This is a genomic window from Micromonospora sp. NPDC051227 (assembly GCF_044455385.1).
In the GTDB taxonomy this organism is placed as follows: domain Bacteria; phylum Actinomycetota; class Actinomycetes; order Mycobacteriales; family Micromonosporaceae; genus Micromonospora.
Map to the genome: position 1 here is coordinate 185,193 of NZ_JBITET010000011.1, position 25,596 is coordinate 210,788.

Below are 25,596 nucleotides of genomic sequence, written 5' to 3' on the forward strand. Positions count from 1 at the left end.
TACCCTCCATCCGCAGCCACGGCCTGCCGGAGCGGCGATCTGACCGGCACGTGCGGCCCCAGCGCGACAATTTGCAACGAGGTGACAACGCGTGAGCGAGCGGACGCGAGCCGGCCACCGGGGCGTGGCAGGCGGCGACCGGACGCCCAGCGGTCACCCGACGGCGGCTGCGGACACCTCACCCCCGGCGAGAATCGGCCCAGCGGCCGGGTGTGGCGACGGGCTCGACGGATGAACGGCCGCTACACCGACCGGTGGTCAGACCCGAACGAACCGTCCTGGGTGGTCGAGCCGACCACCGAGTGGCACCCCCAGTTCCCCGGTCAGCGTTACGCCGGCGACATCGGTACGCCGCATCAGCCGCCACCGCGCGGCCGCGCGACGGTGTCCGGTCGGGCCGAGGTGCCACCGCTGGCGCCCACCCGCCCGGACGGCACCTACCTCGGTCGGTCCTGGTCCGACGAACCACCGGAGGAACAGGCACCTCACGGCCGTTCCTGGGTGGACGACGAGCCGGGCGAGACACCGGCCTACGGCCGACCCCGCGGCGACGAGCGCTCGGCGGACACCTCCGCCTACGGCCGGCCCGACAGCGCCGACTCCCGCCACTACGACCACGAGCCGTACCGTCGTCCGCTGCCCGAGCCACCCCGCCGCGACGACCGTCGCTCGCCCGAGTCGGACCGACGTACCGCCTGGTCCGACCGACGCCCCGCCGACGAGCGGGGGCCCGCGCGGGAAGCCGCCTGGCACCGGGACCAGCCCACCCCCGATCGGTACGACAGCCGCCGTCCCCGGCAGGAGCCCACCGAGCGTGATCGGGGTTACCGGGGCACGCCGCCGGTCTCCCCCGCGGCCCGGCCCGAACCCGGCTGGGTGCCCGAGTCGGACGACACACCACGTCGGCGCGGCACACCGGAACGACCGGCGGCTGGTTACGAACGGCACACCGGCGACGGATACGGCGTCCGACCCACCCGCGACCCCGACGGCCGCATCGCCGACGGGGTCGACCCGTGGGCACCCGTGGACGGCCGCACGCGATACCGCGCCGACGGGTACCCGGACCGGACCCCCGACGACCTGCGCCGCCCGGAGTCGCGCTACCGCGCGGACGAGGGGATCGGCGCGGCGCCCTCACCCAACGGTGGACGACGGCGTCGCCCCGAGGCGGACCTGCCCGACCAGCCCCGCCTCGACGACGACCGGCGGCGGCCCGACACCGACCCGCACCGGCAGCAGCCCCGTGAGGCGGCGGCCCGCGCCGAGGCGTACCCGGACCGGCGACCCCGCGAGCAGGCCCGCCCGGACGGGTACCGCGACAACGGGTACCGCGCGGACGCACCTCGTGAGGACGCGTACCGCGAGCCCCGGCCGCAGCCGGGCCAACGGTCGGACGGCAGTCTGCCCTGGCCAGCACCGGGTCCGGTGCGCCAGGACCGCACCTCGGACCGCACCCGGGAGCCCGGCCACCGCAGCGACCCGCACCGCGCCGACCCACACGGCAGCCCCGACCCGCACCGCACCACAGACCCGCACCGCACCGCCGACCCGCACCGCAGCACGGATCCGTACCGCAGCGCCGAGCCGGGCATCGCGTCGCGGCCGGCCGCCCGGCCCGATCGGCCGGCGGCCACGCCGTCCCGGCCTGACGAGCGCCCGGCGGCCGCTCCGGCACGGTACGACGAGCGACAGGCACGCCCGGCCGCGACGGCGCCGCCCGCCTCCGGCCGTGCCATGCCGGTCCCACCGGTCTCCCCGGAACGGCCGGTGTCGCCAGCACCCGACTCCCCCGCCGCCCGCGGCTGGGACCGACCGGTGTCGGCCGCCCCCGTCTCCCCCGCCGCGACCGGTTGGGATCGGCCGGTGTCGGCCGTTCCGGTCTCTCCCGCCTCGGACAGGCCCGTCTCGGGGCCACCCGCCGCGCGTCTGCGACTGGAGTACCTGCCCGCGCCGGTGGACCCGCCCAGCGCCGACGAGCGCTCGGATGCCCCGCCAGCATCGGGACGCCGGCCGCTGGCCGAACCGCCACCGGCATCCGGGGCGCGTCCCGCCCCGCCGCCGCGTTACCCCGGCCCGGACACCAGGGACCGTCCGGCGGACCAGCGGCACGGCGAGGAGCCGGGCCCGGACCGCCGTCGGGTCGGCGACCCGCTGGCCGGCACCCCACCGACCGACCGCCGCCCGGCCGTCCCGGACCGCTCGCCCCCGGCGGAGCGGCCGCACGCCACCGATCGCCCGGCGGCACCGCAGCGTCCGTACTCGCCGGAGCGACTGGCCCCGACGGCGGACGCACGCCCGTCGGTGGCCCCGCCACCCACCTGGCAGGCACCGCCGTCACCGGCGCCCCGCCCCGACCCGACCCCGGCCGACCCGACCCGGGCGGTTCCGGCTCCGGCGGCCTCGCAGCCACCGGCGGCGGAGGTCGCGCCGGTGCTCCCGCCGGCCCCCGGTACGCCGCGCCGCTACGTGCCCCCGCCGCCCTCGGAGGAGCCGGTGGCGGCCGTTCACGAGCCGGACGACGTCCCGGGCACCCGCGGGCCGGAAGCGTGGTTCAACCCCGCTCAGCCCGCCGAGTCCGACCAGGCCGAGCCGGCGACGGACCAGCGGTCGTTCGACCCGGTCGACGACGAGTCGACGGCCGGCGACCCCGACCTCACCGCGACACCGGTCACACCGGGCGCACAGACGTCGACGCCGCCGGCCGACACCCACCTCGACGTGACCGACGAGCACGCCAGCGGGTCGACGTCAGACGACGCCTTCGACCCGGTCTCCGCGCCGCCCGCCCACCCGGTCTCCGGTGCCCCTCGGCTCTGGGCGGACGACCTGGACGACGACCGGCAGCCCGATTTCGACACGGGAACGGAGGACGGCGACCAGCCCGTCTCCGGCGCACCTGTCGTTGCGACGCCGCACCAGCGAGCCGAAGCCGACCTCGAAGCCGACCAGCGGTCCTTCGCCGCTTCGCCCAGTGAGGACACCGATCCGGTCGAGCACGACCCGACGGACGAACTCGCGCCACCGGACGGGTCGACGGACGCGATCGACGATCCGAACGCGAGCCCGGCGGACGGCTCGCGAGGCGACGAGTGGCGGGGCGACGCGGCGCTGCACGTCACGGCTGCGGACGAGACGAGCCCGCCGGTCTCCGCACCGCCCACCTCGGTCACGCCGGTCTCCGCTCCTCCGGCACCGCCGGTATCGGCCCCGCCCGCGGCACCCGTCTCCGCGCCACCAACGTCCGCGACAGCGCCCATCTCCGCGACAGCGCCCATCTCCGCGCCGCCCCTCTCCATCGCCGCGCCCGTCTCCGCGCCGCCAACGCCGACCGCAGCCCCGGTGTCCGCACCACCCGCCTCAGCGCGGCCGTACTCCGGAGCTCCCGTCTCCGCGCCACCCGCACCGACACAGCCGTACTCCGGAACGCCGGTCCCCGCACCGCCAGCGCCCGCAGCAGCGCCCGTCTCCGCGCCGCCGGCCGCCACGCCCATGACCGCGCCACCGGCCTCGACACCACCGCCCGTCGCGGCGCCCGTCTCCGGGCCGCCAGCGTCGGTATTACCGACGTCCGGGCCGCCCGCCTCGGTAGTGCCGACGTCCGGGCCGCCCGCCTCGGCCGTACCCGGCCCGAGGAGCGGCTCGGACGGGGAGAACGAGCCGGTGTCCGCGCCACCCGACGACGCGCCGCCGGTGGTGACCCGCCCGTCGCTGGCCGACCCGGGCGACCCGGAGCAGGTGCTGGCCGCGTACCGCTGGCGGTTGGACCCGGTCACCCTGCGCGAGGAGCTGACGGAGCCGGACGACCTGCGGGCCATCCGGCGGCGGCTGACCGAGAAGTTGGGCTCGGCGGTCGACAACCGTGCCCGGGCCCGACTGCTCAGCCTGCGGGCTGTGGCCTCGCGGATTCTCGGCGACCTGGACGACGCGCTGGCCGACGGTCGGCTCGCCCTCACCTACGCCGAGGCCACCGGCGAGCTGCGCCGGACCGCGCTGGCCCAGGCCCGGCTGGCCCACGTGCTGCGCTGGCGCGGGGACTTCGCCGAGGCCGATCAGCTCTTCGCCCAGGCCAACTCGGTCGAGTTGCCCGACCGGTTGCGGGCCGCATTGCACGAGCACGCCGGGCGGTCGTGTTACGACCAGGGGCGGCTCATGGAGGCCTGCGAGCACTTCGAGAAGGCGCTCGACCTGCGCGGTACGGGCGACGCCGAACTGCTGGACCGGGTCCGGGTGGCCCTCGACGCGGTCACCGTCCGGGCCGAGGCGGATGGCTTCGGGGCGTACCCCCGGAGTCGGGACGAGGTGCTCGACCGGGACCGACCCCCGTTGCCGGACCGCGACGGGCAGCTATGGGGTTACACCAGCCAGGACGGTGACATGGTCGTGCCCGCCCGGTACGCCGAGGCGCAGCCCTTCCACGACGGGCTGGCCTGGGTCCGCCGGCCGGACACCGACCGCTGGTCACTGATCAACCTGCTCGGTACGACGGTGATCCCGCCGTCCTTCCGGGCCGCGCAGCCGTTCAGCGACGGCCTGGCCTGGGTGGTCGGCGAGGGTGGTTGGACGGCGATCGACGCGACCGGGGCGGTGCAGGTCGCGCCCAACTTCGCCGAGGTACGACCGTTCCGGCGTGGGCTGGCCGCGGTGCGGCGCGAGGGGTGGGGGGCCGTCGACCGGACCGGTCGGGTCATCGTGCCCACCCGCTACCACGGATTCGTCACCGAGTTGGCCGACGGCCAGCAGATCGACGGTTTCACCGACGAGGGGCTCGCGGTGCTCGACGTGGCGGGTCGAAGGGGCGTGGTGGACCGCACCGGCACGGTGCTGGTCCCGCCGGCGCACCCGATGCTGGTCATCCACCCGGTGGCGTTCCTGATCGAGAGCGACAACGGGCGGTGGGGCGCGCTGGACCGGCGCGGCGTACCGCTCATCGATCCGGTGCACCGCGATCGCGCCGAGGTGCTGGAGGAGATCGACCGACTACTCACCGACGCCAACCCGGTGCTCTGAGTCGCCGGTAGCCGGTATTGATCCACTGGAGCTAGGGTCGGTACATGGAATTCCGACACCTGGGCCGTTCCGGCCTGATGGTCAGCGAGATCTCGTACGGCAACTGGATCACCCACGGTTCGCAGGTCGAGGAGGACGCGGCGTTCGCCTGCGTGCGGGCCGCTCTCGACGCGGGGATCACCACCTTCGACACCGCCGACGTGTACGCCGGCACCCGGGCCGAGGACGTGCTCGGCCGGGCGTTGCAGAACGAGCGCCGTGAGGGCCTGGAGATCTTCACCAAGGTCTACTGGCCGACCGGGCCCGGCCGCAACGACCGGGGCCTGTCCCGCAAGCACATCATGGAGTCGATCAACGGCTCGCTGCGCCGACTGCGCACCGACTACGTTGACCTCTACCAGGCCCACCGCTACGACAGCAGCACCCCGCTGGAAGAGACGATGGAGGCGTTCGCCGACGTCGTCCACTCCGGCAAGGCGCACTACATCGGCGTCTCCGAGTGGACCGCCGCCCAGCTGCGCGCCGCCCACCCGCTCGCCCGGGAGCTGCACATCCCGCTGGTCTCCAACCAGCCGCAGTACTCGCTGCTGTGGCGGGTCATCGAGGCCGAGGTCGTGCCGGCCAGCGAGGAACTGGGCATCGGGCAGATCGTCTGGTCGCCAATGGCTCAGGGCGTGCTCTCCGGCAAGTACCTGCCGGGCCAGCCGCCGCCGGCCGGTTCCCGCGCCACCGACGAGAAGTCGGGTGCGGGCTTCATCTCCCGGTTCATGAACGACGACGTGCTCACCCGGGTCCAGCAGCTCAAGCCCCTCGCCGAGCAGGCCGGGCTCAGCATGGCCCAGCTCGCCGTGGCGTGGGTGCTGCAGAACCCGAACGTCTCGTCGGCGATCATCGGCGCGTCTCGACCCGAGCAGGTGCACGACAACGTGAAGGCGGCCGGGGTGAAGCTCGACGCCGACCTGCTCAAGGCGATCGACGACGTCGTCGGTCCGATCGTCGAGCGGGACCCGGCGAAGACCGAGTCCCCCGCGCAGCGTCCCTGACGCCGTTCCGGCCCGGCCGGCGCGAAACCATCGCGCCGACCGGGCCGGTCAGGTCAGCTCTGTCCGTCGCTGAGCCCGGTCAGGTCAACTCCGCCAGAAGCGGATCAGCTCCAGGCCGGTGGCGTAGAGCCACGACGGCAGACCGAGCAGGTCACCGACCGCGAAGACCGCGTCGAAGAACCAGCCGCCGATGCGCGGGTTCCACAGCAGCGCGAAGAGCAGGATGAAGCCGTACGGCGCGAACAGGTCGTACATCTTGCGCCACTGCGGGTTGAGCCACGGCTGGATCATGTTGCCGCCATCCAGGCCGGGCACCGGCAGCAGGTTCAGCACACTGGCGGTGAGCTGGAGGAAGGCGAGCAGCGCCACCCCGGCCCAGAACTCCACCGGACCATCCGACCGGGTGCCGAGCCGCACCGCCGCCACCAACACCAGCGTGAACAGCACGTTCGTCGCCGGGCCGGCGAGGCTGACCAGGGTGTGCCGCAGTCGACCCGGGATGGCGTGCCGGTCCACCCAGACCGCGCCACCCGGCAGGCCGATGCCGCCGAGCAGCACCACCACCACCGGCAGCACGATCGACAGCAACGGGTGGGTGTACTTCAACGGGTTGAGCGTCAGGTAGCCGCGATGGGCGATGTCCCGGTCGCCGGCCCGGTAGGCCACCACCGCGTGGGCGTACTCGTGCAGGCAGAGCGACACCAGCCAGCCGGACACCACGAAGAGGAACACGTTGAACCGGACGCTGCCGTACCCGTTCCAGGTCAGCACCCCGCTGACCGCGAAGAGCGCGACCAGGCCGAGGAAGACCGGGCTGGGCCGGAACGCCGCCTTGGGGACGCCGAGGACCAGCCCGTCACCGCCCGGCCGGTCGTAGGCCATCACTCGGCCGTGGGCAGCAGGCTCATCCGGTACTCCACCCGGTCGTCCTCCACGAGCGCGACCGAGGTGACGCCGGACGCCGCGAGCTCCCGCCAGGCCTGACCGATCCAGGATTCGGCGTCGGCCTGGCTGCCGAACGACTCCGCCGGTCCCTCGACCGTCTGGCCGTCCGTGCCCTCGTACCGCCAGCTCCACGCCATGCCGCGTCTCCCCTCGCCGCTGAAGTCCCCGTGGGACGAACCCTCGCCAGCGTAGTCGGCCCGGCGCGCAACGGCCGCTCGCTCGCCCCGGCGGAGACCCTCGGGGTGGATCAATCCGATCGACGCCGGCCGGTACGGTGGCTCGGTGCTGACACGGGGAGTGCTGCTCGGCGACCGGTACCGGCTGGGCGAGCGGGTGGCGACGGGTGGGATGGGCGCGGTCTGGCGCGGCACGGACGTACTGCTGGAACGCGAGGTCGCCGTGAAGGTGCTGCTGCCGTCGCTGGTCGCCGATCCGGAGTTCACCGCCCGCTTCCGGGCCGAGGCGCGGATGCTGGCCGCGCTGCGGCACCCCGGCGTGGTGCCGGTGCACGACGTGGGGCAGGCCGTACTCGACGACGGCAGCCAGGTCGACTACCTGGTGATGGAGTACGTCGAGGGCGAGCCGTTGTCCGCCCGGGTGCGCGCGGTGGGGCGGCTGGATCCGGCCACCACCATGTCGGTGCTGGCCCAGGCGGCCGACGCGCTGCACACCGCCCACCTCGCCGGCATCGTGCACCGCGACGTGAAGCCGGGCAACCTGCTGGTCAAGGCCGACGGCACTGTGGTGCTCGTCGACTTCGGCATCGCCCGGTCCCGCAACATGGCCGGGCTCACGGCCGCGAACATGGTGCTCGGCACCGCCTCGTACATGTCTCCCGAGCAGGCCACCGGGCAACCGGTCTCGGCCGCCACCGACATCTACGCACTCGGCGCGGTGGCGTACTTCTGCCTTGCCGGGCAGCCGCCCTTCCACGGTGACAACCCCCTCGCGGTGGCGCTGCGGCACGCCCAGGAGGACCCGGCGGCGCTGCCGGCGGACACCCCACCGGCGGTTGCCGCCGTGGTGACCCGCGCGTTGGCCAAGCGTCCGGAGGACCGGTTCGGCAGCGCGGCCGAGTTGGCCGCTGCCGCCGCCGATGCCCGCGACGCGACAGTGGCCAGCATTCCGGTCTCGGCCCGCCCACCGTGGGCGCTGGCCGCTCCCACCCCGGGCGTCGCGGCCCCCGCCGCTCCCGCCGTCCCGACTCCCGTGCCGCAGGCCGGTCCGGCTTCCAGGCCACCGATCGCGCCGCCGCCCCCCGCGCCGGTGTCGGCGGGGCCCGCCACCCCGCGCCCACCGGCGAGCGTCGCGACCGAACCGACGACCGAGCCGAAGCCGACCCGGGAGGACGCGTTCCAGAGCGGACCGGCGAGCCGGCACCGTGCACTGCTGGTCGGGGCCGGCGCGGTCGTTCTCGTCGCGCTGGTCGTCACGGTGGCCGTGGTGGCGCTGCGCTCCGGGGCCGCCCCGGGTGCGGCGGACCAGCCACCCGCGCTGGCCGGCGAGTCGGCGGCGGTCACCGACGGTCCGCTGCCGCCCGGAGACGCGACCACCACCGGGCCCCGGCCCAGCACGACGCCGGGCGCCAGCCGCACCGCGACGGCCGACCCGACCGGGTCCCCCGCCGACGCGACGACCAGCAGCGACCCCTCCCGCACCGCGGGACCGGGCGGCACACCGACCGGTACGGCCAGCAGCCGACCGACGCCCGGCCGTACCCCGTCGAGCCGGCCCAACCCGTACACGGCGGCCCAGGCGTGCGGCAGCGGCTACCAGGTGATCGACTCGGCGACGCTGACCGGCGGGGACGGGCAGCGCAAGGGCCGGGTCTTCCTGCTGTACCACGCGGGCACCGGCACCAACTGCGTGGTGACCCTCAAGGACAGCGCGGTCGGCGCGAAGTCGGCGGCCTCGGCGTACCTGGAGGTGCAGGGGCGGAAGCGCAGCACCGACAGCGGCTCCTTCGACTACTACGCCGGACCGGTGCGGGCCACCGCCGCCGGGACGTGCGTCAAGTGGGGCGGCTCCACCGGCGGGGTCAGTTACGGCAGCGGGTTCGAACACTGCGACTGAACGACGGCGAGCGCCGGGCCGGCAGGCACCGCAACCCTGGGCGGCCTTAAGGTACGGGCATGTCCGTAGACGGGTGGAACACGGTCCTGGTGCTCGGCGGTATCCGGTCCGGCAAGTCCGAGTTCGCCGAGTCCCTGGTCACCGACGCGCCGGTGGTCCGCTACGTCGCCACCGCGCCCGAGGGCGACCCGGAGGACACCGAGTGGGCGACCCGGCTGGCGGCGCACCGCGCCCGACGGCCGGGCAGTTGGACCACCGAGGAGACCACCGAGGACCCGCGCCGGCTGGCCGACGTGCTGGAGTCCGCCGAGCCCAACGAGATGGTGCTCGTCGACGACCTGGGCGGCTGGGTGACGGTGCTGCTCGACCCGGACCACCAGCCCGCCGACGACGTGGCGACCATCGCCGAGCTGGCCGAGGCGATCCGCGGCTGTGCCGCCCGGGTGGTGCTGGTGAGCCCCGAGGTGGGGCTGTCGCTGGTGCCGACCACCCCGCTGGGCCGGGCGTTCACCGACGCGTTGGGCGCGGCCAACCGCGCGGTCGCCGACGCCTGCGACGCGGTCGTCCTGGTCGTCGCCGGTCAGCCGGTCTGGCTCAAGTCGGTCGCCATCGCGACCGAACCGTCCGCTCCCGCCACCGTGACCGCGCCGACGGCCGCCGCCACCGCACCGGTCGTGGCGAGCCTGGCCGACACCGAGCCGACCCCCGAGGTGCAGCTGCCCGACGTGCTGACCCCCACGCCGCCGGCCGCCCCGACCGCCGAGCCGGGCAACCCGTGGGCCGCGCCGACCATGGCGCTGCCGATGGTGTCCACCGGGCTGGTCATCCAGCCCGGCATGGAGCTGCCGATGCCCGACGAGTACGCCGGCCCGCAGGCGGTCGACCGGCTGGCCACGCTGGACGTACCGGGTGCCGGGCTGGGCGTGCTGGACCGGGTGGTGGGCTTCGCCGCCGCCACCCAGGGCACCTCAACCCCCGCCGCCTGGGGCTCGGTGCGGGTGCTGCTGCTGCACGGCGACCACGCCGGCGGGGCGGCGGCCGGCACCGTCGCCGGTGAGTCGACGCGCCGCGCCGCACAGGCCCGCGCCGGCCAGGGCGCGTTGGCGCGGCTGGCCGCCGAGAGCGGCGCGAGCCTCCAGGTGGTGGACACTCCGGCCTCCGCGCCGATCGAAGACCAGCCGGCCCTCGCACCGGAGCAGGTGGAGTCCGCGCTGCGCTACGGCTGGCGGTTGGCCGAGCAGGCCGCCGACGCCGGCGTACAACTGCTGGTGCTCGGCGCGTGCGGCGCCGGCACCGAGGCGGCGGCCGCGGCGGTGCTCGCGGCGACAGCGGGCGCGGAGCCGCCCGCCGTGCTGGGCCGGGTGATCACCGAATCCGGCGAGATCGACGACGCGGCGTGGATGATCCGCTGCGCGGCGGTGCGCGACGCGCTGCACCGCACCCGACGCTCGTCGCGCGGCGCCAAGGACATCCTGGCCGAGCTGGGCGGCGGCGACGTGGCGGTGGCCACCGGCGTGCTGCTCGGCGCCACCGCCCGCCGGGTGCCGGTGCTGCTCGACGGGCCGGTCGGGTTGGCCGCCGGCATGGTGAGCCGTGACCTGGCCGGGCAGGCCCGGCACTGGTGCCTGCTGGCCGACCACGGCGGGCACCCGGCGGTGCGACTCGCAGCCGACGTGCTGGGCCTCACCCCGCTGCTCGACCTGCGGATGGATCTCGGCGAGGGCGCGAACGCGCTGGTCGCGCTGCCGCTGCTGCGCTCGGTGCTGGCGCTGTCCGCCGCGCTGCCGGTGCACCCGTCGCTGGCCGGCACGGACGACACCGACCCGGCCGCCGACGAGCCGGAGTCCACCGACCCGAACTACGCCGACCCGGATCTCACCGAGCCCGACTCGACCGAGCCCGACTTCGCCGAGCCGGAGCCGGCCGGGCCGGGCCCGGCCAGCACCGGGGCGGACGAGCAGCCGGCGACGGGCTGGCGTGCCGGCTGAGCCACGGCTGCTCGCGGGAGCCCGGCTGGCGGTCACCACGTTCACCACGCTGCCGGTGCGGGCTGGGCGCATCGACCGCCCGGTCGCCGGCACGGCGATGGCCCTCGCCCCGGTGGTCGGCGCGCTGCTCGGCGCCCTACTGGCCGGTGTGCTGCTGTTGACCGGGGCGCTCGCCCCACCGCTGGTGGCGGCCGGTGTGACCGTCGGCGTCGCCGCGCTGCTCACCCGGGGACTGCACCTGGACGGGCTGGCCGACACCGTGGACGCGCTCGGCTCGTACCGGCGGGGCGCGGCCGCCCTGGAGATCATGAAGAAGCCGGACGTCGGCCCGTTCGGGGTGGTCGCCCTGGTGGTCGTACTCCTGGTGCAGACGGCGGCGCTCGCCGACCTCGCCGGTCGGTCCTGGCCGGCGTGCCTCGCGGCGGTGGTCGCGGCGACCGCGGCCGGGCGGCTCGGTGTCACGGTGGCCTGCCGGCGGGGAGTGCCCGCGGCCCGGCCCGACGGGCTGGGCGCGCTGGTCGCCGGAACGGTCGGCCCGGTGGCAGTGGCCGCCGGCGCGGTCGCCGTCGTGCTGCTGGCGGTGCCCGCGGTGCCGGGCCGTCCATGGCAGGGGCCGCTGACCGTCGTCGCCGCGATCGCCGTCGCGCTACCGCTGCTCAGCCATGTGGTACGCCGCCTCGGCGGGATCACCGGCGACGTCCTGGGCGCGACCGTCGAGGTGGTCACCACGCTGGTCTACCTGGGTCTGGTGCTGTCCGGCTGAACCGGGCCCGGCGGGCCGGGTAGCGTTCGGCTCGACAACACCGGCGCGGCCACCGGGGGATCCCACAATGCTCATCACGGACGACTTCCTGCCCGTTCCGGTGCCGGAGTCGCTCAGCGCGACCTACCTGGTGCCGATGGCGGGGCTACCGAAGGTCAGTGCGAAGACCGCGGTGGCGGCCCTGACCGGCCGGCTGGCCGAGCCGGTGCACGGGCTGGCCCGGCAGATGCTCGACAGCCCGTTGATGAGCGTCGACACCCGGCCGATCGCCGAGTTCCCCGAGCTGCCACCGGACCTGCTCACGGCGTTCGGTGCCACCAAGGAGCAGCTGGACCGGCTGGCGGCGGCGACGCACCTGGTGGTCGTACAGGCCGAGTACCGCCCCGGTTGGCCGCCCGCGCACGAGTGGGCCGCCCGGGCGGTCGCGGCCGCGGTGGCGGAATCCGTCGGCAGCGACGTGGTGGACGTCTTCGGCCTCCAGTTCCTCGACCCGGCGACAGCGCTGCGCTCCCTCCCCGACGAGCAGGGCCGCATCCGCCTTGTCGACTGGGTGCTGGTGCCGTACTCGTCGGACACCGAGGGTCTGTGGTTCACCACCAAGGGGCTGCGCCGCTTCGGTCTGCTGGAGTTGCAGACCCAGGGGGTGCCGGACCACCTCACCCGCGCCTGGGGTGCGGTGATGACCGGGGCGGCCCGCCGACTGCTGCGGGACTGGACCGACGGGCTCACCGGTGAGGAGGTGCCGGCGTTCGTGCAACTGCCGGTGCTGGCCACGGTCACCGGCCATGACATCGCGGTGGCGTACGGCAACCCGGAGCAGCACGGCGCCACCGCCCCGGTGCTGCTCCGCCTCGAACTGGACCCGGCGACCGACCCGGAGGCCGACTCGTTCCTCAGCCTGCGCCCGCCGGCCGGGCACCCCGGCCCGGACGGGCGCTACTACGCCGCCGCCTGCGCGACCCTGTTCTCCGGGATCCAGCCGGACGTGCGCTACGCCCGCGCCGGTGACGCGATGAGCCGTGCGGTCGCCACCGCCCGGGCCGCGCTGGATGACGCGCGGGCCCGGTTCGTCGCCGGTCAGCTCCCCACCGAGTCGCAGCTGGTGGTGAAGTACGGCCTGCCCGGAGACGACGGCCCGGAGTATGTCTGGGCGGGCGTCACCTCGTGGGAGACCCCGGAGCGCATCGTGGGCGTGAGCGCCAGCGACGCCAACACCGACCAGAGCGTGCGCATCGGCGCCCCCGTGGTCGTGGAGGCGTCCGACGTCGTCGACTGGGCCGTCCTGAACGCGACCGGCGTCATCGAAGGCGGCTGGACCCAGGCAGTCCTGGACTCCGGCGAACCCCCCGCCCCCTCGCGCTGACCTCGCTCGCCAGTTGATCAAGAGGTTTGCGTCAGTCTCTCGTCCGAACTTGACGCGAACCTCTTGATCACCGGAACCGGGCTCGGGGGTTACTTGACTGAGGGGTTTACGAAGGGGGGCTTGGTCAGAGTCAGGGGGGCTCTGCGGCCTCGGATGTCGATCTCGACCTGGTCGCCGTCGGTCAGGTTGGCGTCGGTGTTCAGCAGCGCCAGCGCGATGCCCTGTTTACGGGTTGGGGAGAAGGTGCCGCTGGTGACGGTGCCGACCTGGGTGTCGCCCACGTGCAGAGTCATGCCGGGCCGCGGGATGGCCCGGTCGACGGCCACCAGGCCGCGCAGCGTACGCCGGGGGCCGGCGGCCTTCTCGGCGAGCAGCGCGTCGCGGCCCCAGAAGGCCGGCTTGTCCCAGCCGACCGCCCAGCCGGAGCGGGCCTGCACCGGGCTGATGTCCAGGGAGAGGTCCTGCCCGTGCAGCGGGTAACCCATCTCGGTCCGCAGCGTGTCCCGGGCGGCCAGCCCGCAGGCGCGCAGCTCGAACGCCGCGCCGGCGGCGAAGAGCGCATCCCAGACGGCGACCGCGTGCTCCGCCGGCACCACCAGCTCGTAGCCCAGCTCACCCGTGTAGCCGGTACGGCAGACGGTCAGCTCCACCCCGGCCAGGCTCGCGGCGGAGAAGCTCATGTAGCCGTGTTCGGTGGGCAGGTCCAGGGCGGCCAGCAACTCGGCCGAGCGGGGGCCCTGCACGGCCAGCACCGCGTAGGCCTCGTGCTCGTCGGTGACTGTCACCTGCGCGGGCGCGGCGGCGCGCAACCGACGCACCACCTCGGCGGTGTTCGCCGCGTTCGGGATGAGGAAGACGTGGTCGTCGGCGTAGAGGTAGGCAATGATGTCGTCCACCACGCCGCCGGTGGCGTCGTCGCAGCAGAGCGTGTACTGCGCCCGGCCCGGGCCGATCCGGCCCAGGTCGTTGCTGAGGCAGGAGTTGACGAAGTCGGCCGCGCCGGGGCCGCTCACCCGGGCCTTGCCCAGGTGTGACACGTCGAAGACCCCGACCGCCGTACGCACCGCGGTGTGCTCCTTGAGCACTCCGCCGCCGGCGTACTCCAGGGGCATCTCCCAGCCCCCGAAGGGGGCGAACTTGGCTCCGGCGGCGGTGTGCCGCTCGTGCAGCGGGGAACGACGCAGCCGGGTCGCGGCGGCGTCGGAGGTCACGTCGGTCATGGGTGGCAACTTACCGGGGGCAACGTCGCTGGTTAGCATCGGCGGGAGCCCGCTGGCGCTGTCGGCGGGACAGCCATGACGTCCGGCGGGTAGGTTCCGCCGGAGACCTTCACCGCTGGTACGCGACGCCGCGACCGGCCCGGCCCGCCCGGAGTAGCTTCAGTGACTTCACCCCGCACCACCAACCTGAGCCTGGTCGACACCGACCCGGCCGAGCTCGCCGTCGACGCGATCGTGATCGGCGTGCACAGCCAGACCGGAGAGCAGGGCGCCACCAGCGGCCTCGCCGGCACCCTGCTGCTCGCCAGCGGCGCGGAGAGCATCGCGGCCGCGTTCGACGGCAAGCTGACCGAGACCCTCGCGCTGCTCGGCGCGACCGGCGGGCCGGGTGAGGTCATCAAGCTGGCCACGCTGGGCACCGTGACCGCCCCGCTGGTCACCGCGGTCGGGCTCGGCCCGGAGCCGTCGGGTGCCGCCCCGGCCCCAGAGACGCTGCGCCGGGCCGCCGGTGCGGCGATCCGGGCACTGGCGGGCGCACCCACTGTCGCGCTGGCGCTGCCGCTGCCGGACGACGCGGACGCGTCGGCCGAGCTGCGCGCGGTCGCCGAGGGCGCGCTGCTGGGTGGGTACCGGTTCGCCGGTTACAAGACCCGACCCCAGCCGACCCGGCGCGAGCCGGTGGCCGAGGTGCTCATCGCGGTGCCGGACGCCGGCGACGCGGGCGCCCAGGCGGAGGTCGCCCGGGCGCAGGCGGTGGCGGGCGCGGTCCGGCTCAGCCGGGACTGGGTGAACACCGCGCCGAACGAGCTGCGTCCGCCGTCGTTCGCCGACGCGGTCGCCAGTGCGGCGCGCGAGGCGGGCCTCGGCGTCGAGGTGCTCGACGAGGCGGCGCTGGCCGCTGGCGGGTACGGCGGCATCATCGCGGTGGGGCAGGGCTCGGAGGCCCCGCCGCGGCTGGTGAAGCTGACCTACACCCCGCAGGGCGGCGGCAACGGCAAGCGGGTCGCACTGGTCGGCAAGGGCATCACCTTCGACACCGGCGGCATCTCGATCAAGCCGGCGCAGGGCATGTGGGAGATGAAGTCCGACATGGCGGGCGCCGCCGCGGTGGGCGCGGCCATGCTGGCGATCGCCGCGCTGAAGCCGACGGTGGCGGTCAGCGCGTACCTGCCGATGGCGGAGAACATGCCGTCGGGCACCAGCTACCGGCCGGGTGACGTGATCACCATGTTCAACGGCAAGCGGGTCGAGGTGCTCAACACCGACGCCGAGGGCCGGATGATCCTGGGCGACGCCATCGCCCGCGCCTGCGCGGACGGCACCGACTACCTGTTCGAGACCTCCACGCTGACCGGCGGCCAGGTCATCGCGCTGGGTAAGCGGATGGCCGGCGTGATGGGGACCCCCCAGCTGTGCGACCGGGTGAAGCTGGCCGGCGACGCCGTCGGCGAGCCGGCCTGGCCGATGCCGCTGCCCGACGACGTCCGTAAGGGCATGGAGTCGGATGTGGCGGACATCTCGCAGGTCAACGCCGGGATGGACCGGGCCGGTCACATGCTGCAGGGCGGCGTGTTCCTGCGCGAGTTCGTGACCGACGACGTGGCCTGGGCGCACATCGACATCGCCGGGCCGGGCTACCACTCGGGCGAGCCGACCGGCTACTTGACCAAGGGCGGCACCGGTGTCCCGGTCCGTACGCTGGTGCAGCTCGTCGAGGACGTCGCCGCCAACGGCTGACGGCTGACGGCTGACGGAGCTGAAAGCGAGGGGCCCCCGGTCGACGCCAGGGGCCCCTCTCAGTACCGCTCGGGGCGACGCTTGCGGCGCTCGTTGAAGTCGCGCATCCGCTGCGGGTAGCCCATCAGCCGGACGTCGTACACCGGGATGCCCATCCGGTACGCGAAGCGCCGGGCCCCGTCCGGGCCGTCGATCCGCCGGCGGGTCCACTCCCCGTCGTCGGCGATCAGGATGACAGTGGTCTCCGTCACCGTCGTCCGGGGTTCGATGTACGCCTCGACGCCGCGTCGACTCCGGATGAAGTTCTCCAGATGGTCCAGATCGCCGCGATCCGCAGCACGGTCACGGCTCGGCACAGCCGCCTGTTTGCGGCGCCGGAACAAGCCCACCGGATCTCTCCCCCACGTTGCGTCATCGACGAAGATGCCAAGGGTACGTGTCGATGACGTGTCGTTGGGCACCTCACTACGCACCCTGTGCCCAGTGGTGACAAGATGACCGAGGTGGGGTGTGTCCGTGGTTACCCCTGCGTGACCCCCGAAGCAGCGACGCGACCTGGGAGTTGGACGTGAGCGAGCCGAACGAAGCGACCTTCGACATTGTCATTCTCGGAGGTGGCAGCGGCGGCTACGCGACCGCGCTGCGCGCCGTCCAGCTGGGCCTTAAGGTCGCGCTGGTCGAGAAGGGCAAGCTCGGCGGCACCTGCCTGCACAACGGCTGCATCCCGACGAAGGCCCTGCTGCACGCGGCCGAGATCGCCGACCAGGCCCGTGAGTCGGAGCAGTTTGGCGTGAAGGCCGAGCTGATCGGCATCGACATGGCCGGGGTCAACTCGTACAAGGACGGCGTCATCGCCCGCCTCTACAAGGGCCTGCAGGGCATGCTGAAGGGCAACAAGGCGATCACCATCGTCGAGGGCCACGGCACGCTGGTCAGCAAGAACGTGGTCGAGGTGGACGGCAAGCGCTACACCGGCCGCAACATCGTGCTGGCCTCCGGCTCGTACGCGAAGAGCCTGCCCGGCCTGGAGGTCGACGGCGAGCGGATCATCACCAGCGACCACGCGCTCACGATGGACCGGGTGCCGTCGTCGGTGATCGTGCTCGGTGGCGGCGTGATCGGCGTCGAGTTCGCCAGCGTGTGGAAGTCCTTCGGTGTGGATGTGACGATCGTCGAGGCGCTGCCTCGCCTGGTCGCCGCCGAGGACGAGGAGTCGTCGAAGGCGTTGGAGCGGGCGTTCCGCAAGCGGAAGATCAACTTCAAGGTCGGCAAGCCGTTCGAGAAGGTCGAGAAGACCGAGAGCGGCGTCAAGCTGACCATCCAGGGCGGCGAGACCGTCGAGGCGGAGCTACTGCTGGTCGCCGTCGGTCGCGGCCCGAACACCGCCAACCTCGGGTACGAGGAGCAGGGCGTCAAGATGGACCGCGGCTACGTGCTGACCGACGAGCGGCTGCGCACCAGCGTGCCGAACGTCTACGCGGTCGGCGACATCGTGCCCGGCCTCCAGCTCGCCCACCGGGGATTCCAGCAGGGCATCTTCGTGGCCGAGGAGATCGCCGGGCAGACCCCCGCCGTGATCGACGAGGTCGGCATCCCGCGCGTCACCTACTGCGACCCGGAGCTGGCGTCGGTGGGTCTCACCGAGGCGAAGGCCAAGGAGCAGTACGGCGCCGACAAGGTCAAGACGTACAACTACAACCTGGGTGGCAACGGCAAGAGCCAGATCCTCAAGACCACCGGCTTCGTCAAGCTGGTCCGGGTCGAGGACGGCCCGGTGGTCGGGGTGCACATGATCGGCGCCCGGGTCGGTGAGCTGATCGGTGAGGCGCAGCTCATCTACAACTGGGAGGCCTACCCGGCGGAGGTCGCCCAGCTCGTGCACGCCCACCCGACCCAGAACGAGGCCCTGGGCGAGGCGCACCTGGCCCTCGCCGGCAAGCCGCTGCACTCGCACGCCTGATCAATCAACCGCGGCGTCCGGCGACGGGCGAAGATCCCACCAGGGGAATGAAGGAGTCTCAGAAAATGCCGGTATCGGTCACCATGCCCCGGCTCGGCGAGAGCGTCACCGAGGGCACCGTCACGCGCTGGCTCAAGCAGGAGGGCGACACGGTCGAGGTCGACGAGCCCCTGCTCGAGGTTTCGACCGACAAGGTCGACACCGAGATCCCGTCGCCCGCTGCCGGCGTGCTGAGCCGGATCGTGGTCGGCGAGGACGAGACCGCCGAGGTCGGCAGCGAGCTGGCCGTCATCGCCGGTGAGGGCGAGTCGACCGGCGGTGGCGAGGCCGCCCCGCAGGAGCAGGAGCAGGCCCCGGCCGAGTCGGTCGAGCCGGCCGCCGAGCCGACGGCCGCCGCCGAGGGCACCGCCGACGAGGTGGCCCAGGACGAGGCCCCGGCCGAGGCGCCGGCTCCGGCCGCCGCCTCGTCGGGCGAGGGCACCGCGGTGAAGATGCCCGCCCTGGGCGAGAGCGTCACCGAGGGTACGGTCACCCGCTGGCTGAAGCAGGTCGGCGAGACCATCGAGGTCGACGAGCCGCTGCTGGAGGTCTCCACCGACAAGGTGGACACCGAGATCCCGTCGCCGGTCGCCGGCACGGTGCTGGAGATCAAGGTCGCCGAGGACGAGACCGCCGCGGTCGGCGCCGACCTGGCGATCATCGGCGTTGCCGGTGCGGCCCCCGCCCCGGCGCAGCCCGAGCCGAAGGCGGAGGCCAAGCCTGCGCCGAAGGCCGAGCCGAAGCCGGAGCCGAAGGTCGAGGAGCCGACCCCCGGCATGTCGTACAACGAGCCCGCCGCGGAGACCGAGAGCTCGGCGCAGCCGGCGAAGACCGAGCAGGCCGCGCAGCCTGCCGCGGCGACCTCGGCACCAGCACGCCCGTCCGCCCCGGCGCCGGGTGCTGGCGAGGAGGCCGCCGGCTACGTGACCCCGCTGGTGCGCAAGCTGGCCAGTGAGCACGGCGTCGACCTGGCCGCGCTCAACGGCACCGGCGTGGGTGGCCGGATCCGCAAGCAGGACGTGCTGGAGGCCGCCGAGAAGGCGAAGGCCGCCAAGGCCGCTCCGGCTCCGGCGGCCGCTCCCGCCGCCGCACCCGCGGCCAAGCCGGCCGCGAAGCCGCAGCCGAGCACCAAGCGGGGCACCACGGAGAAGCTGCCGCGGATCCGGGCGACGATCGCCAAGCGGATGCAGCAGTCGCTGCACGAGACGGCGCAGCTGACCACTGTCGTCGAGGTCGACGTCACCAAGGTCGCCAAGCTGCGGATCCAGGCGAAGGACTCGTTCCAGGCCAAGCACGGCGTGAAGCTGTCCTTCCTGCCGTTCTTCGCCCTCGCCGCCGTCGAGGCGCTGCAGACCCACCCGATCATCCAGGCCAGCATGGACCTGGACGGCGGCACGATCACCTACCCGGCCGCCGAGCACCTCGGCATCGCCGTGGACACCGAGCGCGGGCTGCTCGTGCCGGTCATCCACAACGCCGGTGACCTCAACATGGGCGGCATCGCCAAGCGGATCGCCGACCTGGCCGAGCGCACCCGGGCCAACAAGATCACCCCGGACGAGATGGCCGGGGCGACCTTCACGCTGACCAACACGGGCAGCCGGGGCGCGCTCTTCGACACCCCGATCGTGCCGTCGCCGCAGTCGGCGATGCTCGGCACGGGCGCCGTGGTCAAGCGGCCGGTCGTGGTCAACGACCCGGAGCTGGGCGAGGTCATCGCGGTCCGGTCGATGGTCTACCTGGCAATGTCCTACGACCACCGGCTGATCGACGGCGCCGACGCGGCGCGCTTCCTGACCGCTGTCAAGGAGCGGCTGGAGGGCGGCAACTTCGAGTCGGAGCTGGGCCTGGCCTGATCCGCCGTAACGCCGAAAGGGGCGCCCCGGTCATCGACCGGGGCGCCCCTTCGTCTGCGCCGCTCAGCCCTTGAGCAGATCCGTAGAGACCTGCCAGAGCCGTGCGGCGGCCTCCGGGTCCAGCGCGTAGTCGGCGACGCCCGTCCGCCCACCGGGCTGGGCGGGGGCGGCCTGCTGACAGTCCTCGAAGTAGCGCCCGCCCACGCCGTCGAGCAGCGGCGACGCGGCGACCAGCACGGAGGTGGCGGCACCCTGTTCGACGGTCTTCCAGGCCGCCGCGTTGCCCGCGCGCATCCGGTCCAGCTCCTCCTTGCTCACGTAGCGCTGGAGGTTGGTCTGGATCGCGCCGGGCATGAGCGAGTTGGTGAAGATGCCGTCGTCGGACCAACGCCGGGTCGCTTCCACAGCGAACAGCACGTTGGCCGTCTTGGACTGCCCGTACGCCTGCCACGGCTCGTACTCCCGCTTGTCGTACTGGATGTCCTCGAAGACCACCGGTGAGCGCAGGTGGGCGGCGGAGCTGACCGAGACGATCCTGGCCCCATCGCCGGCGGCGAGTGCCGGGCGCAGCCCGGTGGCGAGCGCGAAGTGCCCCAGGTGGTTGGTGGCGAACTGCATCTCCCAGCCCTGCGGGGTACGCGACAGGGGTGCGGCCATGATGCCGGCGTTGTTGACCAGGATGTGCAGCGGGCCGTCCCAGTTGGCCACGAAGTCGGCGACCGAACCCTGGTCGGCGAGGTCGAGCGGGGCGACCAGGACGCGGTCGTTGCCGGTGGTGCCGGTGATGTCGTCGGCGGCCTGCTGGCCCGCGTCCGGGTTGCGGACGGCCACTGTGACCTCCGCGCCGGCGCTGGCCAGGGCGCGGGCGGTCTCCACGCCGATCCCGGAGGACCCGCCGGTGACGATCGCCCGCCGCCCGGCGAGGTCCACGCCCCGAATCACGTCCATTGCGGTGGAGTGATGGGCGAACGAAGTGGTGATCGGGTCGTTGGTCGTCATTGTCCATCCTTGTCCGGGCTGGGCGGACCGACCGGCCCGCTGCGGGAGGCCGTGGCCCCGGTGCTTCCCCGGCCCGGGCCGGAGGTAACGCCGGACCCCGTGGCCATCGCCGTTCGGGCCTCCGACCAGCCCGGACGCTGCCAGAGTGGGGTCGTGGGCGGCTACCGGCGGGGTGGACAGTTGGGACCGGCCGTCCCGATCGCCCCGGGCGCCCGGGTGGACAAGTTCGAGGTCTTCTTCGACCTGGTCTTCGTCTTCTCGTTCTTCATCATCACCCGGGCCACCGCCGCGAACATCTCCAGCCGGCAACTGCTGCACGCCGGCCTGGTGCTCGCCGTGCTCTGGTGGATCTGGGTGGTACACAGCCTGGTCGCCACCCGGGTCCGGCTCGGCGAGGGCTACGTCCCGGTGCTCATGGTGATCGCGATGGTCGCCCTGTTCGCGTTCGCGCTGGCACTGCCACAGGCGTTCACCGACCCGAAGGGGAGCGCTGCCGGCCCGATGCTGGTGGCGATCAGTTACGTCGTGGTCCGCGGCATCCACTGGATCCTCTATCAGCACGTGGTGCGAGACAGCCCGCAGGAGCGGCGGCAACTGCGACGGTTCGCCCCGGAGCTGGCGGTGAGCATCGTGCTGCTGCTGGCCGCCGCGCTCATCCCGCCGCAGATCGCCGACCCGGACCAGGCCGCCATGGTCCGCGACGGCCTGTGGATCATCGTGGTGGTGGTGCAGTACGCCACCGGCTTCATCGTCGGGACCTGGGGCTGGGGGGTGACCAGCGCCGAGCACTGGACGGAGCGCTACGACCTCATCCTGATCATCGCGCTGGGCGAGTCGATCATCTCGACGGGCGTCGGCGGCAACCTGCTCGGCAAGGCGGTCACCTGGCCGGCGGTGGCCGCCGCCGCGCTCGGCATCGTGGTCACCGCTGCCCTCTGGTGGGCGCACTTCGACTTCATCGGGCCGGCCGCCCGGATCGCCCTGCACTCGGCGGAGGGTGCCCCCCGGGTGGCGATGGCCCGCGACGCGTACGCGTACCTCTACCTGCCGATGATCGCCGGCGTGATCCTCTTCTCGATCGGTAACGAGGAGGTCCTGCACGAGATCACCGACCCGGCCGGCGGGCTCGCCGAGAGGGTCGACGGACCGGCGGTACCGATGCTCTTCGGCGGGCTGATCTGCTACTTCGCCGTCAACCTGCTCTTCCAGTTGCGCACCCTGCACACCGTCACGTGGACCCGCGTCGGCGTCATCGTGGTGCTCACGGCGGCCCTTCCGGTCGGCCAGCACCTGCCGGCGCTGGGCGCGCTCACCCTGGCGACCGTGATCTGCGTGGCGCTGGTGGCCGTGGAGGTGATGGTGATGGCGCAATCCCGGCACGCCCTGCGAGCCGCCGTCTTCCAGGAGCGGACCAGCCACGAGGCCCACGAGGCCGCCTGGCGGGCGCGCTGGCACGACGTCCGGGAGACCGACGAGCCGACCACGCCGTGATCGGCTCGGGATAGACTCCGGCGCAGCGTCGCGGTGTACCCGGCACGAAGGCCGCCGTGGGCATGGAGGCGCGGGGACAGCATGGGACGAACGTGCACCCAACCGGTTCACCGGCCGGCCGGCTCGCCGCCGTCGGCAATCAGATGATCGAGATCCACCTCTGGCTCAGCGCGGAGCTGGCCCGGCTTCAGGCAAGCCTCGACACCCCGTCCCGGGACCTGCGGGCGCACTGCCTGACCTTCTGTGCCGCGCTCGGCCGACACCACACGGGTGAGGACGCGGGCGCCTTCCGGCTGCTGGCCGAGGAGGCCCCCGAGCTGCGCCCGGTTATCGAGAACCTGATCACCGATCACGAGGTGGTGGCGGGGATTCTGGAACGGGTCGAGGCGCTGCTGGGCGGCGACGCGGCGGTGCCGGTCGCCCAGGTGCGCGCTGAGCTGGGCGGGTTGGCCGCCCTGCTGGAGTCGCACTTCCGCTACGAGGAGAAGCGGCTGGTCATCGCCCTGAACGCGCTCACCGGTCGAACCGGAACGACCGAGGAACTGCTCGGTCTGACCGCGCCCGGTTCCCTTCAGCCGGCCTCCGACCCCGGTGCGGTGCCGGACAGTCGCTCGTAGAAGCGGATCTTCTCCCGCAGGTGGTCGTACTGACGCTGGAGCAGGCGCATCTGCTCCTCGACCCGCGCCGCGTGGTGGCACAGCAACTCGTGCCGCTCGTCGGTGGTGTGCTCGCCGTCGCGGGCCAGTTGCGCATAGCGGCGCATCTGCGCGATCGGCATCCCGGTGTCGCGCAGGCAGCGGAACAGCACCAGCCAGCCGAGGTCGTCGTCGGTGAAGACCCGCTGCCCGCCTGCCGTCCGCTCCACGTCCGCGAGGAGGCCGATCTTCTCGTAGTACCGCAGAGTGTCGAGGCTGAAGCCGCTGCGGCGGGCGGCCTCCGAGGGGGCGTAACCGCTCATGTCGCGAGATGGTAGTGCTTGACCTGGAGCGCGCTCCAGGTTGGAGGCTGGTGACCATGACGACGACACGGACGCTGGGACGCAGCGGCATCACGGTGAGCGCGATCGGAATGGGGTGCTGGGCCATCGGCGGCCCGCTCTGGGGTGACGACGGGCAGCCGTTCGGCTGGGGTGAGGTGGACGACGACGAGTCGATCCGCACCATCAACCGGGCGCTCGATCTCGGGGTGACCCTGTTCGACACCGCCAGCAACTACGGTGCCGGGCACAGCGAGCGGATTCTCGGTCAGGCCCTGGCCGGGCGGCGGGACAGCGTGGTGATCGCCACCAAGTTCGGCAACGTCAGCGAGGAGAGCACCCGGCGGGCGCTCGGCACCGACGCCAGCCCGGCCTTCGCGGTGCGCAGCCTGGAAGACTCGCTCCGCCGGCTCGGCACCGACCACGTCGACCTCTACCAACTGCACATCAACGCACTGCCGGTGCCCGCCGCGCTCGATCTGGTCGACACCCTGGAGGCCCTGGTCGACCAGGGCAAGATCCGGGCGTACGGCTGGAGCACCGACGACCCGGCCTCGGCGGAGGCGTTCGCGGCCGCCGGCCCGCACTGCGCGGCGATCCAGCACGACGAGTCGGTGCTGCGCGACAACGCGGCGGTGCTGGCGGTCTGCGACAAGCACGACCTGGCCAGCCTCAACCGTGGGCCGTTGGCGATGGGGTTGCTCACCGGGTCGACCCGGTCGGTCGGGGCGGACGATGTGCGCGGACGGGCACCGGAGTGGCTGGAATGGTTCACCGACGGCCGGCCGACGCCACGCTGGGCGGCCCGGGTCGACCAGGTCCGCGCGGCGCTCACCGCCGACGGGCGCACCCTCGCGCAGGGCGCGCTCGGCTGGCTGCTGGCGCGCAGCCCTCGTACCGTGCCGATCCCCGGCCTGCGCACTGTGGCCCAGGCCGACGAGAACCTGGCCACCCTGGCGCTCGGGCCGCTCGACGCCGAGGCGTACGCCGAGGTGGAACGTCTCCTCGCCGACCTCCGCACCCCCTAACCCCGCCCCGCCCCGCCCCGCGCCGCGCCGCGCCGCGCCGCGCCGCGCCGCGCCGCGCCGCCGATCTTGCGGTTACTGTCCCGACGAAACGGATGTGTCGGGGCAGAACGGTGACCGGAAGTGCAAGATCGGCGAGTGGTGGGGGCCGGGGGTGCGTCCGGGGATGGCGTTCTGGACGAAGATGGGGGTATGCGGATCCTTCTGGCCGGTGCGTCCGGCTTCCTTGGCACCCGGCTGGCCGACCTGCTCGTCCGCGACGGGCACGAGGTCACCCGGTTGGTCCGTCGGGCGCCGGGCGGGCCGCAGGAGCGGCGGTGGGACCCGGCCGCCGGGCAGCTCGACCCGGCCGTGGTCGCCGAGGCCGACGCGGTCATCAACCTGGCCGGCGCGGGCGTCGGCGACAAACGCTGGGACGACGACTACCGGCGGTTGATCCGCACCAGCCGGGTGGACAGCACCACCACGCTGGCGACCACCATCGCCGGGCTGCCCACCGCGGACCGACCCCGGGTGCTGCTCAACTCGTCGGCCGTCGGCTGGTACGGCAACACGGGCGACCGGGCGGTCGAGGAGGACGCGCCTGCCGGCGAGGGTTTCCTGGCCGACGTCTGCCGGGTGTGGGAGGCCGCGACCCGGCCGGCCGAGGACGCCGGGGTACGCGTGGTCCGGCTGCGTACCGGTCTGCCGCTGCACCGCGAGGGCGGGCTGCTCAAGCCGCAACTGCTGCCGTTCAAGCTGGGCATCGCCGGCCGGCTGGGCAGCGGCCGGCAGTGGCTGCCGTGGATCTCGATGGCCGACTGGCTGGACGCGACCCGCTTCCTGCTCGACCACGACGAGGTCGCCGGCCCGGTGAACGTGGTGGGGCCGAACCCGGTGACGAACGCCGAGTTCACCCGGGAACTGGCCCGGCAGCTGCACCGCCCGGCGATCATCCCGATCCCCGCACTGGCGCTCAAGGTGGTCCTCGGCGGCTTCGCCCACGAGGCCCTCACCAGCACCCGCGTCCTCCCCGGCGCCCTCACCCGAGCCGCCTACCGCTACCAGCACCCCACCCTCCCCCAAGCCCTCCAAGCAGCCCTGACCCCCTGACCCCGGTGGTTCGGCC

General features: G+C 73.6%; 18 protein-coding genes and 1 pseudogene. 13 read left to right on the forward strand and 6 right to left on the reverse strand.

Annotated elements, in window-relative coordinates; translation table 11 throughout:
- Positions 1 to 231 precede the first annotated feature (231 nt).
- On the forward strand, positions 232 to 5,010 hold the full coding sequence (locus tag ACIA47_RS24840) for a WG repeat-containing protein (protein WP_396710930.1): 4,779 nt from the start codon (positions 232 to 234) through the stop codon (positions 5,008 to 5,010).
- A gap of 44 nt (positions 5,011 to 5,054) precedes the next feature.
- On the forward strand, positions 5,055 to 6,053 hold the full coding sequence (locus ACIA47_RS24845; protein ID WP_396710931.1) for an aldo/keto reductase family protein: 999 nt from the start codon (positions 5,055 to 5,057) through the stop codon (positions 6,051 to 6,053).
- 84 nt (positions 6,054 to 6,137) lie between these two features.
- On the opposite strand, the gene ACIA47_RS24850 is transcribed toward ACIA47_RS24845, so the two are convergent.
- Together ACIA47_RS24850 and ACIA47_RS24855 are read right to left on the reverse strand one after the other, a co-directional pair.
- A complete protein-coding gene (locus ACIA47_RS24850) occupies positions 6,138 to 6,935 on the reverse strand; it encodes a site-2 protease family protein (RefSeq protein WP_396710932.1) in 798 nt (265 codons plus the stop codon).
- Complete coding sequence (locus ACIA47_RS24855; protein ID WP_091407482.1) at positions 6,935 to 7,135, reverse strand: hypothetical protein; 201 nt, start codon at positions 7,133 to 7,135, stop codon at positions 6,935 to 6,937. Before ACIA47_RS24855 ends, ACIA47_RS24850 begins: the two co-directional genes overlap by 1 nt.
- Positions 7,136 to 7,280: 145 nt before the next feature.
- On the opposite strand from ACIA47_RS24855, the pseudogene ACIA47_RS24860 reads away from it, so the two are divergent.
- From ACIA47_RS24860 to ACIA47_RS24875, 4 genes and pseudogenes are all read left to right on the forward strand, one after another.
- A pseudogene (locus ACIA47_RS24860) lies at positions 7,281 to 8,561 on the forward strand (serine/threonine-protein kinase); the annotation flags it as partial.
- Positions 8,562 to 9,130: 569 nt separating this feature from the next.
- Complete coding sequence (cobU, locus tag ACIA47_RS24865) at positions 9,131 to 11,059, forward strand: bifunctional adenosylcobinamide kinase/adenosylcobinamide-phosphate guanylyltransferase (protein ID WP_396710933.1); 1,929 nt, start codon at positions 9,131 to 9,133, stop codon at positions 11,057 to 11,059.
- Positions 11,049 to 11,822 (forward strand): adenosylcobinamide-GDP ribazoletransferase, encoded by a 774-nt coding sequence (locus ACIA47_RS24870; RefSeq protein WP_396710934.1) that lies wholly within the window; start codon positions 11,049 to 11,051, stop codon positions 11,820 to 11,822. The genes cobU and ACIA47_RS24870 overlap by 11 nt, the downstream gene beginning before the upstream one ends.
- A gap of 67 nt (positions 11,823 to 11,889) precedes the next feature.
- A complete protein-coding gene (locus tag ACIA47_RS24875) occupies positions 11,890 to 13,185 on the forward strand; it encodes a DUF2314 domain-containing protein (RefSeq protein ID WP_396710936.1) in 1,296 nt (431 codons plus the stop codon).
- Positions 13,186 to 13,274: 89 nt separating this feature from the next.
- Here ACIA47_RS24875 and gcvT read toward each other — a convergent pair whose 3' ends face one another.
- A complete protein-coding gene (gcvT, locus tag ACIA47_RS24880) occupies positions 13,275 to 14,405 on the reverse strand; it encodes a glycine cleavage system aminomethyltransferase GcvT (RefSeq protein WP_396710937.1) in 1,131 nt (376 codons plus the stop codon).
- Between the two features lie 162 nt (positions 14,406 to 14,567).
- Between gcvT and ACIA47_RS24885 the strand changes: the two genes are divergently transcribed.
- Entirely contained in the window at positions 14,568 to 16,142 is a 1,575-nt protein-coding gene (locus ACIA47_RS24885; protein ID WP_396710938.1) for a leucyl aminopeptidase, read from the forward strand.
- A 59-nt stretch (positions 16,143 to 16,201) separates the two neighbouring features.
- Here ACIA47_RS24885 and ACIA47_RS24890 read toward each other — a convergent pair whose 3' ends face one another.
- Positions 16,202 to 16,531, reverse strand: coding sequence for a hypothetical protein (locus tag ACIA47_RS24890; RefSeq protein ID WP_203122885.1), 330 nt, complete (start codon positions 16,529 to 16,531; stop codon positions 16,202 to 16,204).
- A gap of 179 nt (positions 16,532 to 16,710) precedes the next feature.
- Here ACIA47_RS24890 and lpdA point away from each other — a divergent pair, with 179 nt between their 5' ends.
- Entirely contained in the window at positions 16,711 to 18,102 is a 1,392-nt protein-coding gene (lpdA, locus tag ACIA47_RS24895) for a dihydrolipoyl dehydrogenase (protein WP_396710939.1), read from the forward strand.
- A 65-nt stretch (positions 18,103 to 18,167) separates the two neighbouring features.
- Entirely contained in the window at positions 18,168 to 19,997 is a 1,830-nt protein-coding gene (gene sucB, locus ACIA47_RS24900; protein ID WP_396710940.1) for a 2-oxoglutarate dehydrogenase, E2 component, dihydrolipoamide succinyltransferase, read from the forward strand.
- A gap of 63 nt (positions 19,998 to 20,060) precedes the next feature.
- Here the strand turns inward: sucB and ACIA47_RS24905 are convergent, their stop codons facing one another.
- Positions 20,061 to 20,996 (reverse strand): SDR family NAD(P)-dependent oxidoreductase, encoded by a 936-nt coding sequence (locus tag ACIA47_RS24905; protein WP_396710941.1) that lies wholly within the window; start codon positions 20,994 to 20,996, stop codon positions 20,061 to 20,063.
- Between the two features lie 153 nt (positions 20,997 to 21,149).
- On the opposite strand from ACIA47_RS24905, the gene ACIA47_RS24910 reads away from it, so the two are divergent.
- Together ACIA47_RS24910 and ACIA47_RS24915 are read left to right on the forward strand one after the other, a co-directional pair.
- Entirely contained in the window at positions 21,150 to 22,487 is a 1,338-nt protein-coding gene (locus ACIA47_RS24910; protein ID WP_396710942.1) for a low temperature requirement protein A, read from the forward strand.
- A 92-nt stretch (positions 22,488 to 22,579) separates the two neighbouring features.
- A complete protein-coding gene (locus ACIA47_RS24915) occupies positions 22,580 to 23,104 on the forward strand; it encodes a hemerythrin domain-containing protein (protein WP_396710943.1) in 525 nt (174 codons plus the stop codon).
- On the opposite strand, the gene ACIA47_RS24920 is transcribed toward ACIA47_RS24915, so the two are convergent.
- Positions 23,059 to 23,445, reverse strand: a complete 387-nt coding sequence (locus ACIA47_RS24920; protein WP_091407453.1) for a MerR family transcriptional regulator — start codon at positions 23,443 to 23,445, stop codon at positions 23,059 to 23,061. The two genes, ACIA47_RS24915 and ACIA47_RS24920, sit on opposite strands and share 46 nt — an antisense overlap.
- Positions 23,446 to 23,501: 56 nt before the next feature.
- Between ACIA47_RS24920 and ACIA47_RS24925 the strand changes: the two genes are divergently transcribed.
- Positions 23,502 to 24,491 carry an aldo/keto reductase gene (locus ACIA47_RS24925; RefSeq protein WP_396710944.1) on the forward strand — a complete coding sequence of 330 codons (990 nt, stop codon included), beginning with the start codon at positions 23,502 to 23,504 and terminating at the stop codon, positions 24,489 to 24,491.
- A gap of 189 nt (positions 24,492 to 24,680) precedes the next feature.
- Positions 24,681 to 25,580, forward strand: coding sequence for a TIGR01777 family oxidoreductase (locus ACIA47_RS24930; protein ID WP_396710945.1), 900 nt, complete (start codon positions 24,681 to 24,683; stop codon positions 25,578 to 25,580).
- The last annotated feature ends 16 nt before the right edge of the window (positions 25,581 to 25,596 follow it).

Excerpts from the sequence above, each read along its gene's own strand:
- ACIA47_RS24840 (WP_396710930.1), top strand. The coding sequence starts at position 232 with ATGAACGGCCGCTACACCGACCGGTGGTCAGACCCGAACGAACCGTCC.
- ACIA47_RS24845 (WP_396710931.1), top strand. The coding sequence starts at position 5,055 with ATGGAATTCCGACACCTGGGCCGTTCCGGCCTGATGGTCAGCGAGATC.
- ACIA47_RS24850 (WP_396710932.1), bottom strand. The coding sequence starts at position 6,935 with ATGGCCTACGACCGGCCGGGCGGTGACGGGCTGGTCCTCGGCGTCCCC.
- ACIA47_RS24855 (WP_091407482.1), bottom strand. The coding sequence starts at position 7,135 with ATGGCGTGGAGCTGGCGGTACGAGGGCACGGACGGCCAGACGGTCGAG.
- cobU (WP_396710933.1), top strand. The coding sequence starts at position 9,131 with ATGTCCGTAGACGGGTGGAACACGGTCCTGGTGCTCGGCGGTATCCGG.
- ACIA47_RS24875 (WP_396710936.1), top strand. The coding sequence starts at position 11,890 with ATGCTCATCACGGACGACTTCCTGCCCGTTCCGGTGCCGGAGTCGCTC.
- gcvT (WP_396710937.1), bottom strand. The coding sequence starts at position 14,405 with ATGACCGACGTGACCTCCGACGCCGCCGCGACCCGGCTGCGTCGTTCC.
- sucB (WP_396710940.1), top strand. The coding sequence starts at position 18,168 with ATGCCGGTATCGGTCACCATGCCCCGGCTCGGCGAGAGCGTCACCGAG.
- ACIA47_RS24905 (WP_396710941.1), bottom strand. The coding sequence starts at position 20,996 with ATGACGACCAACGACCCGATCACCACTTCGTTCGCCCATCACTCCACC.
- ACIA47_RS24920 (WP_091407453.1), bottom strand. The coding sequence starts at position 23,445 with ATGAGCGGTTACGCCCCCTCGGAGGCCGCCCGCCGCAGCGGCTTCAGC.
- ACIA47_RS24925 (WP_396710944.1), top strand. The coding sequence starts at position 23,502 with ATGACGACGACACGGACGCTGGGACGCAGCGGCATCACGGTGAGCGCG.
- ACIA47_RS24930 (WP_396710945.1), top strand. The coding sequence starts at position 24,681 with ATGCGGATCCTTCTGGCCGGTGCGTCCGGCTTCCTTGGCACCCGGCTG.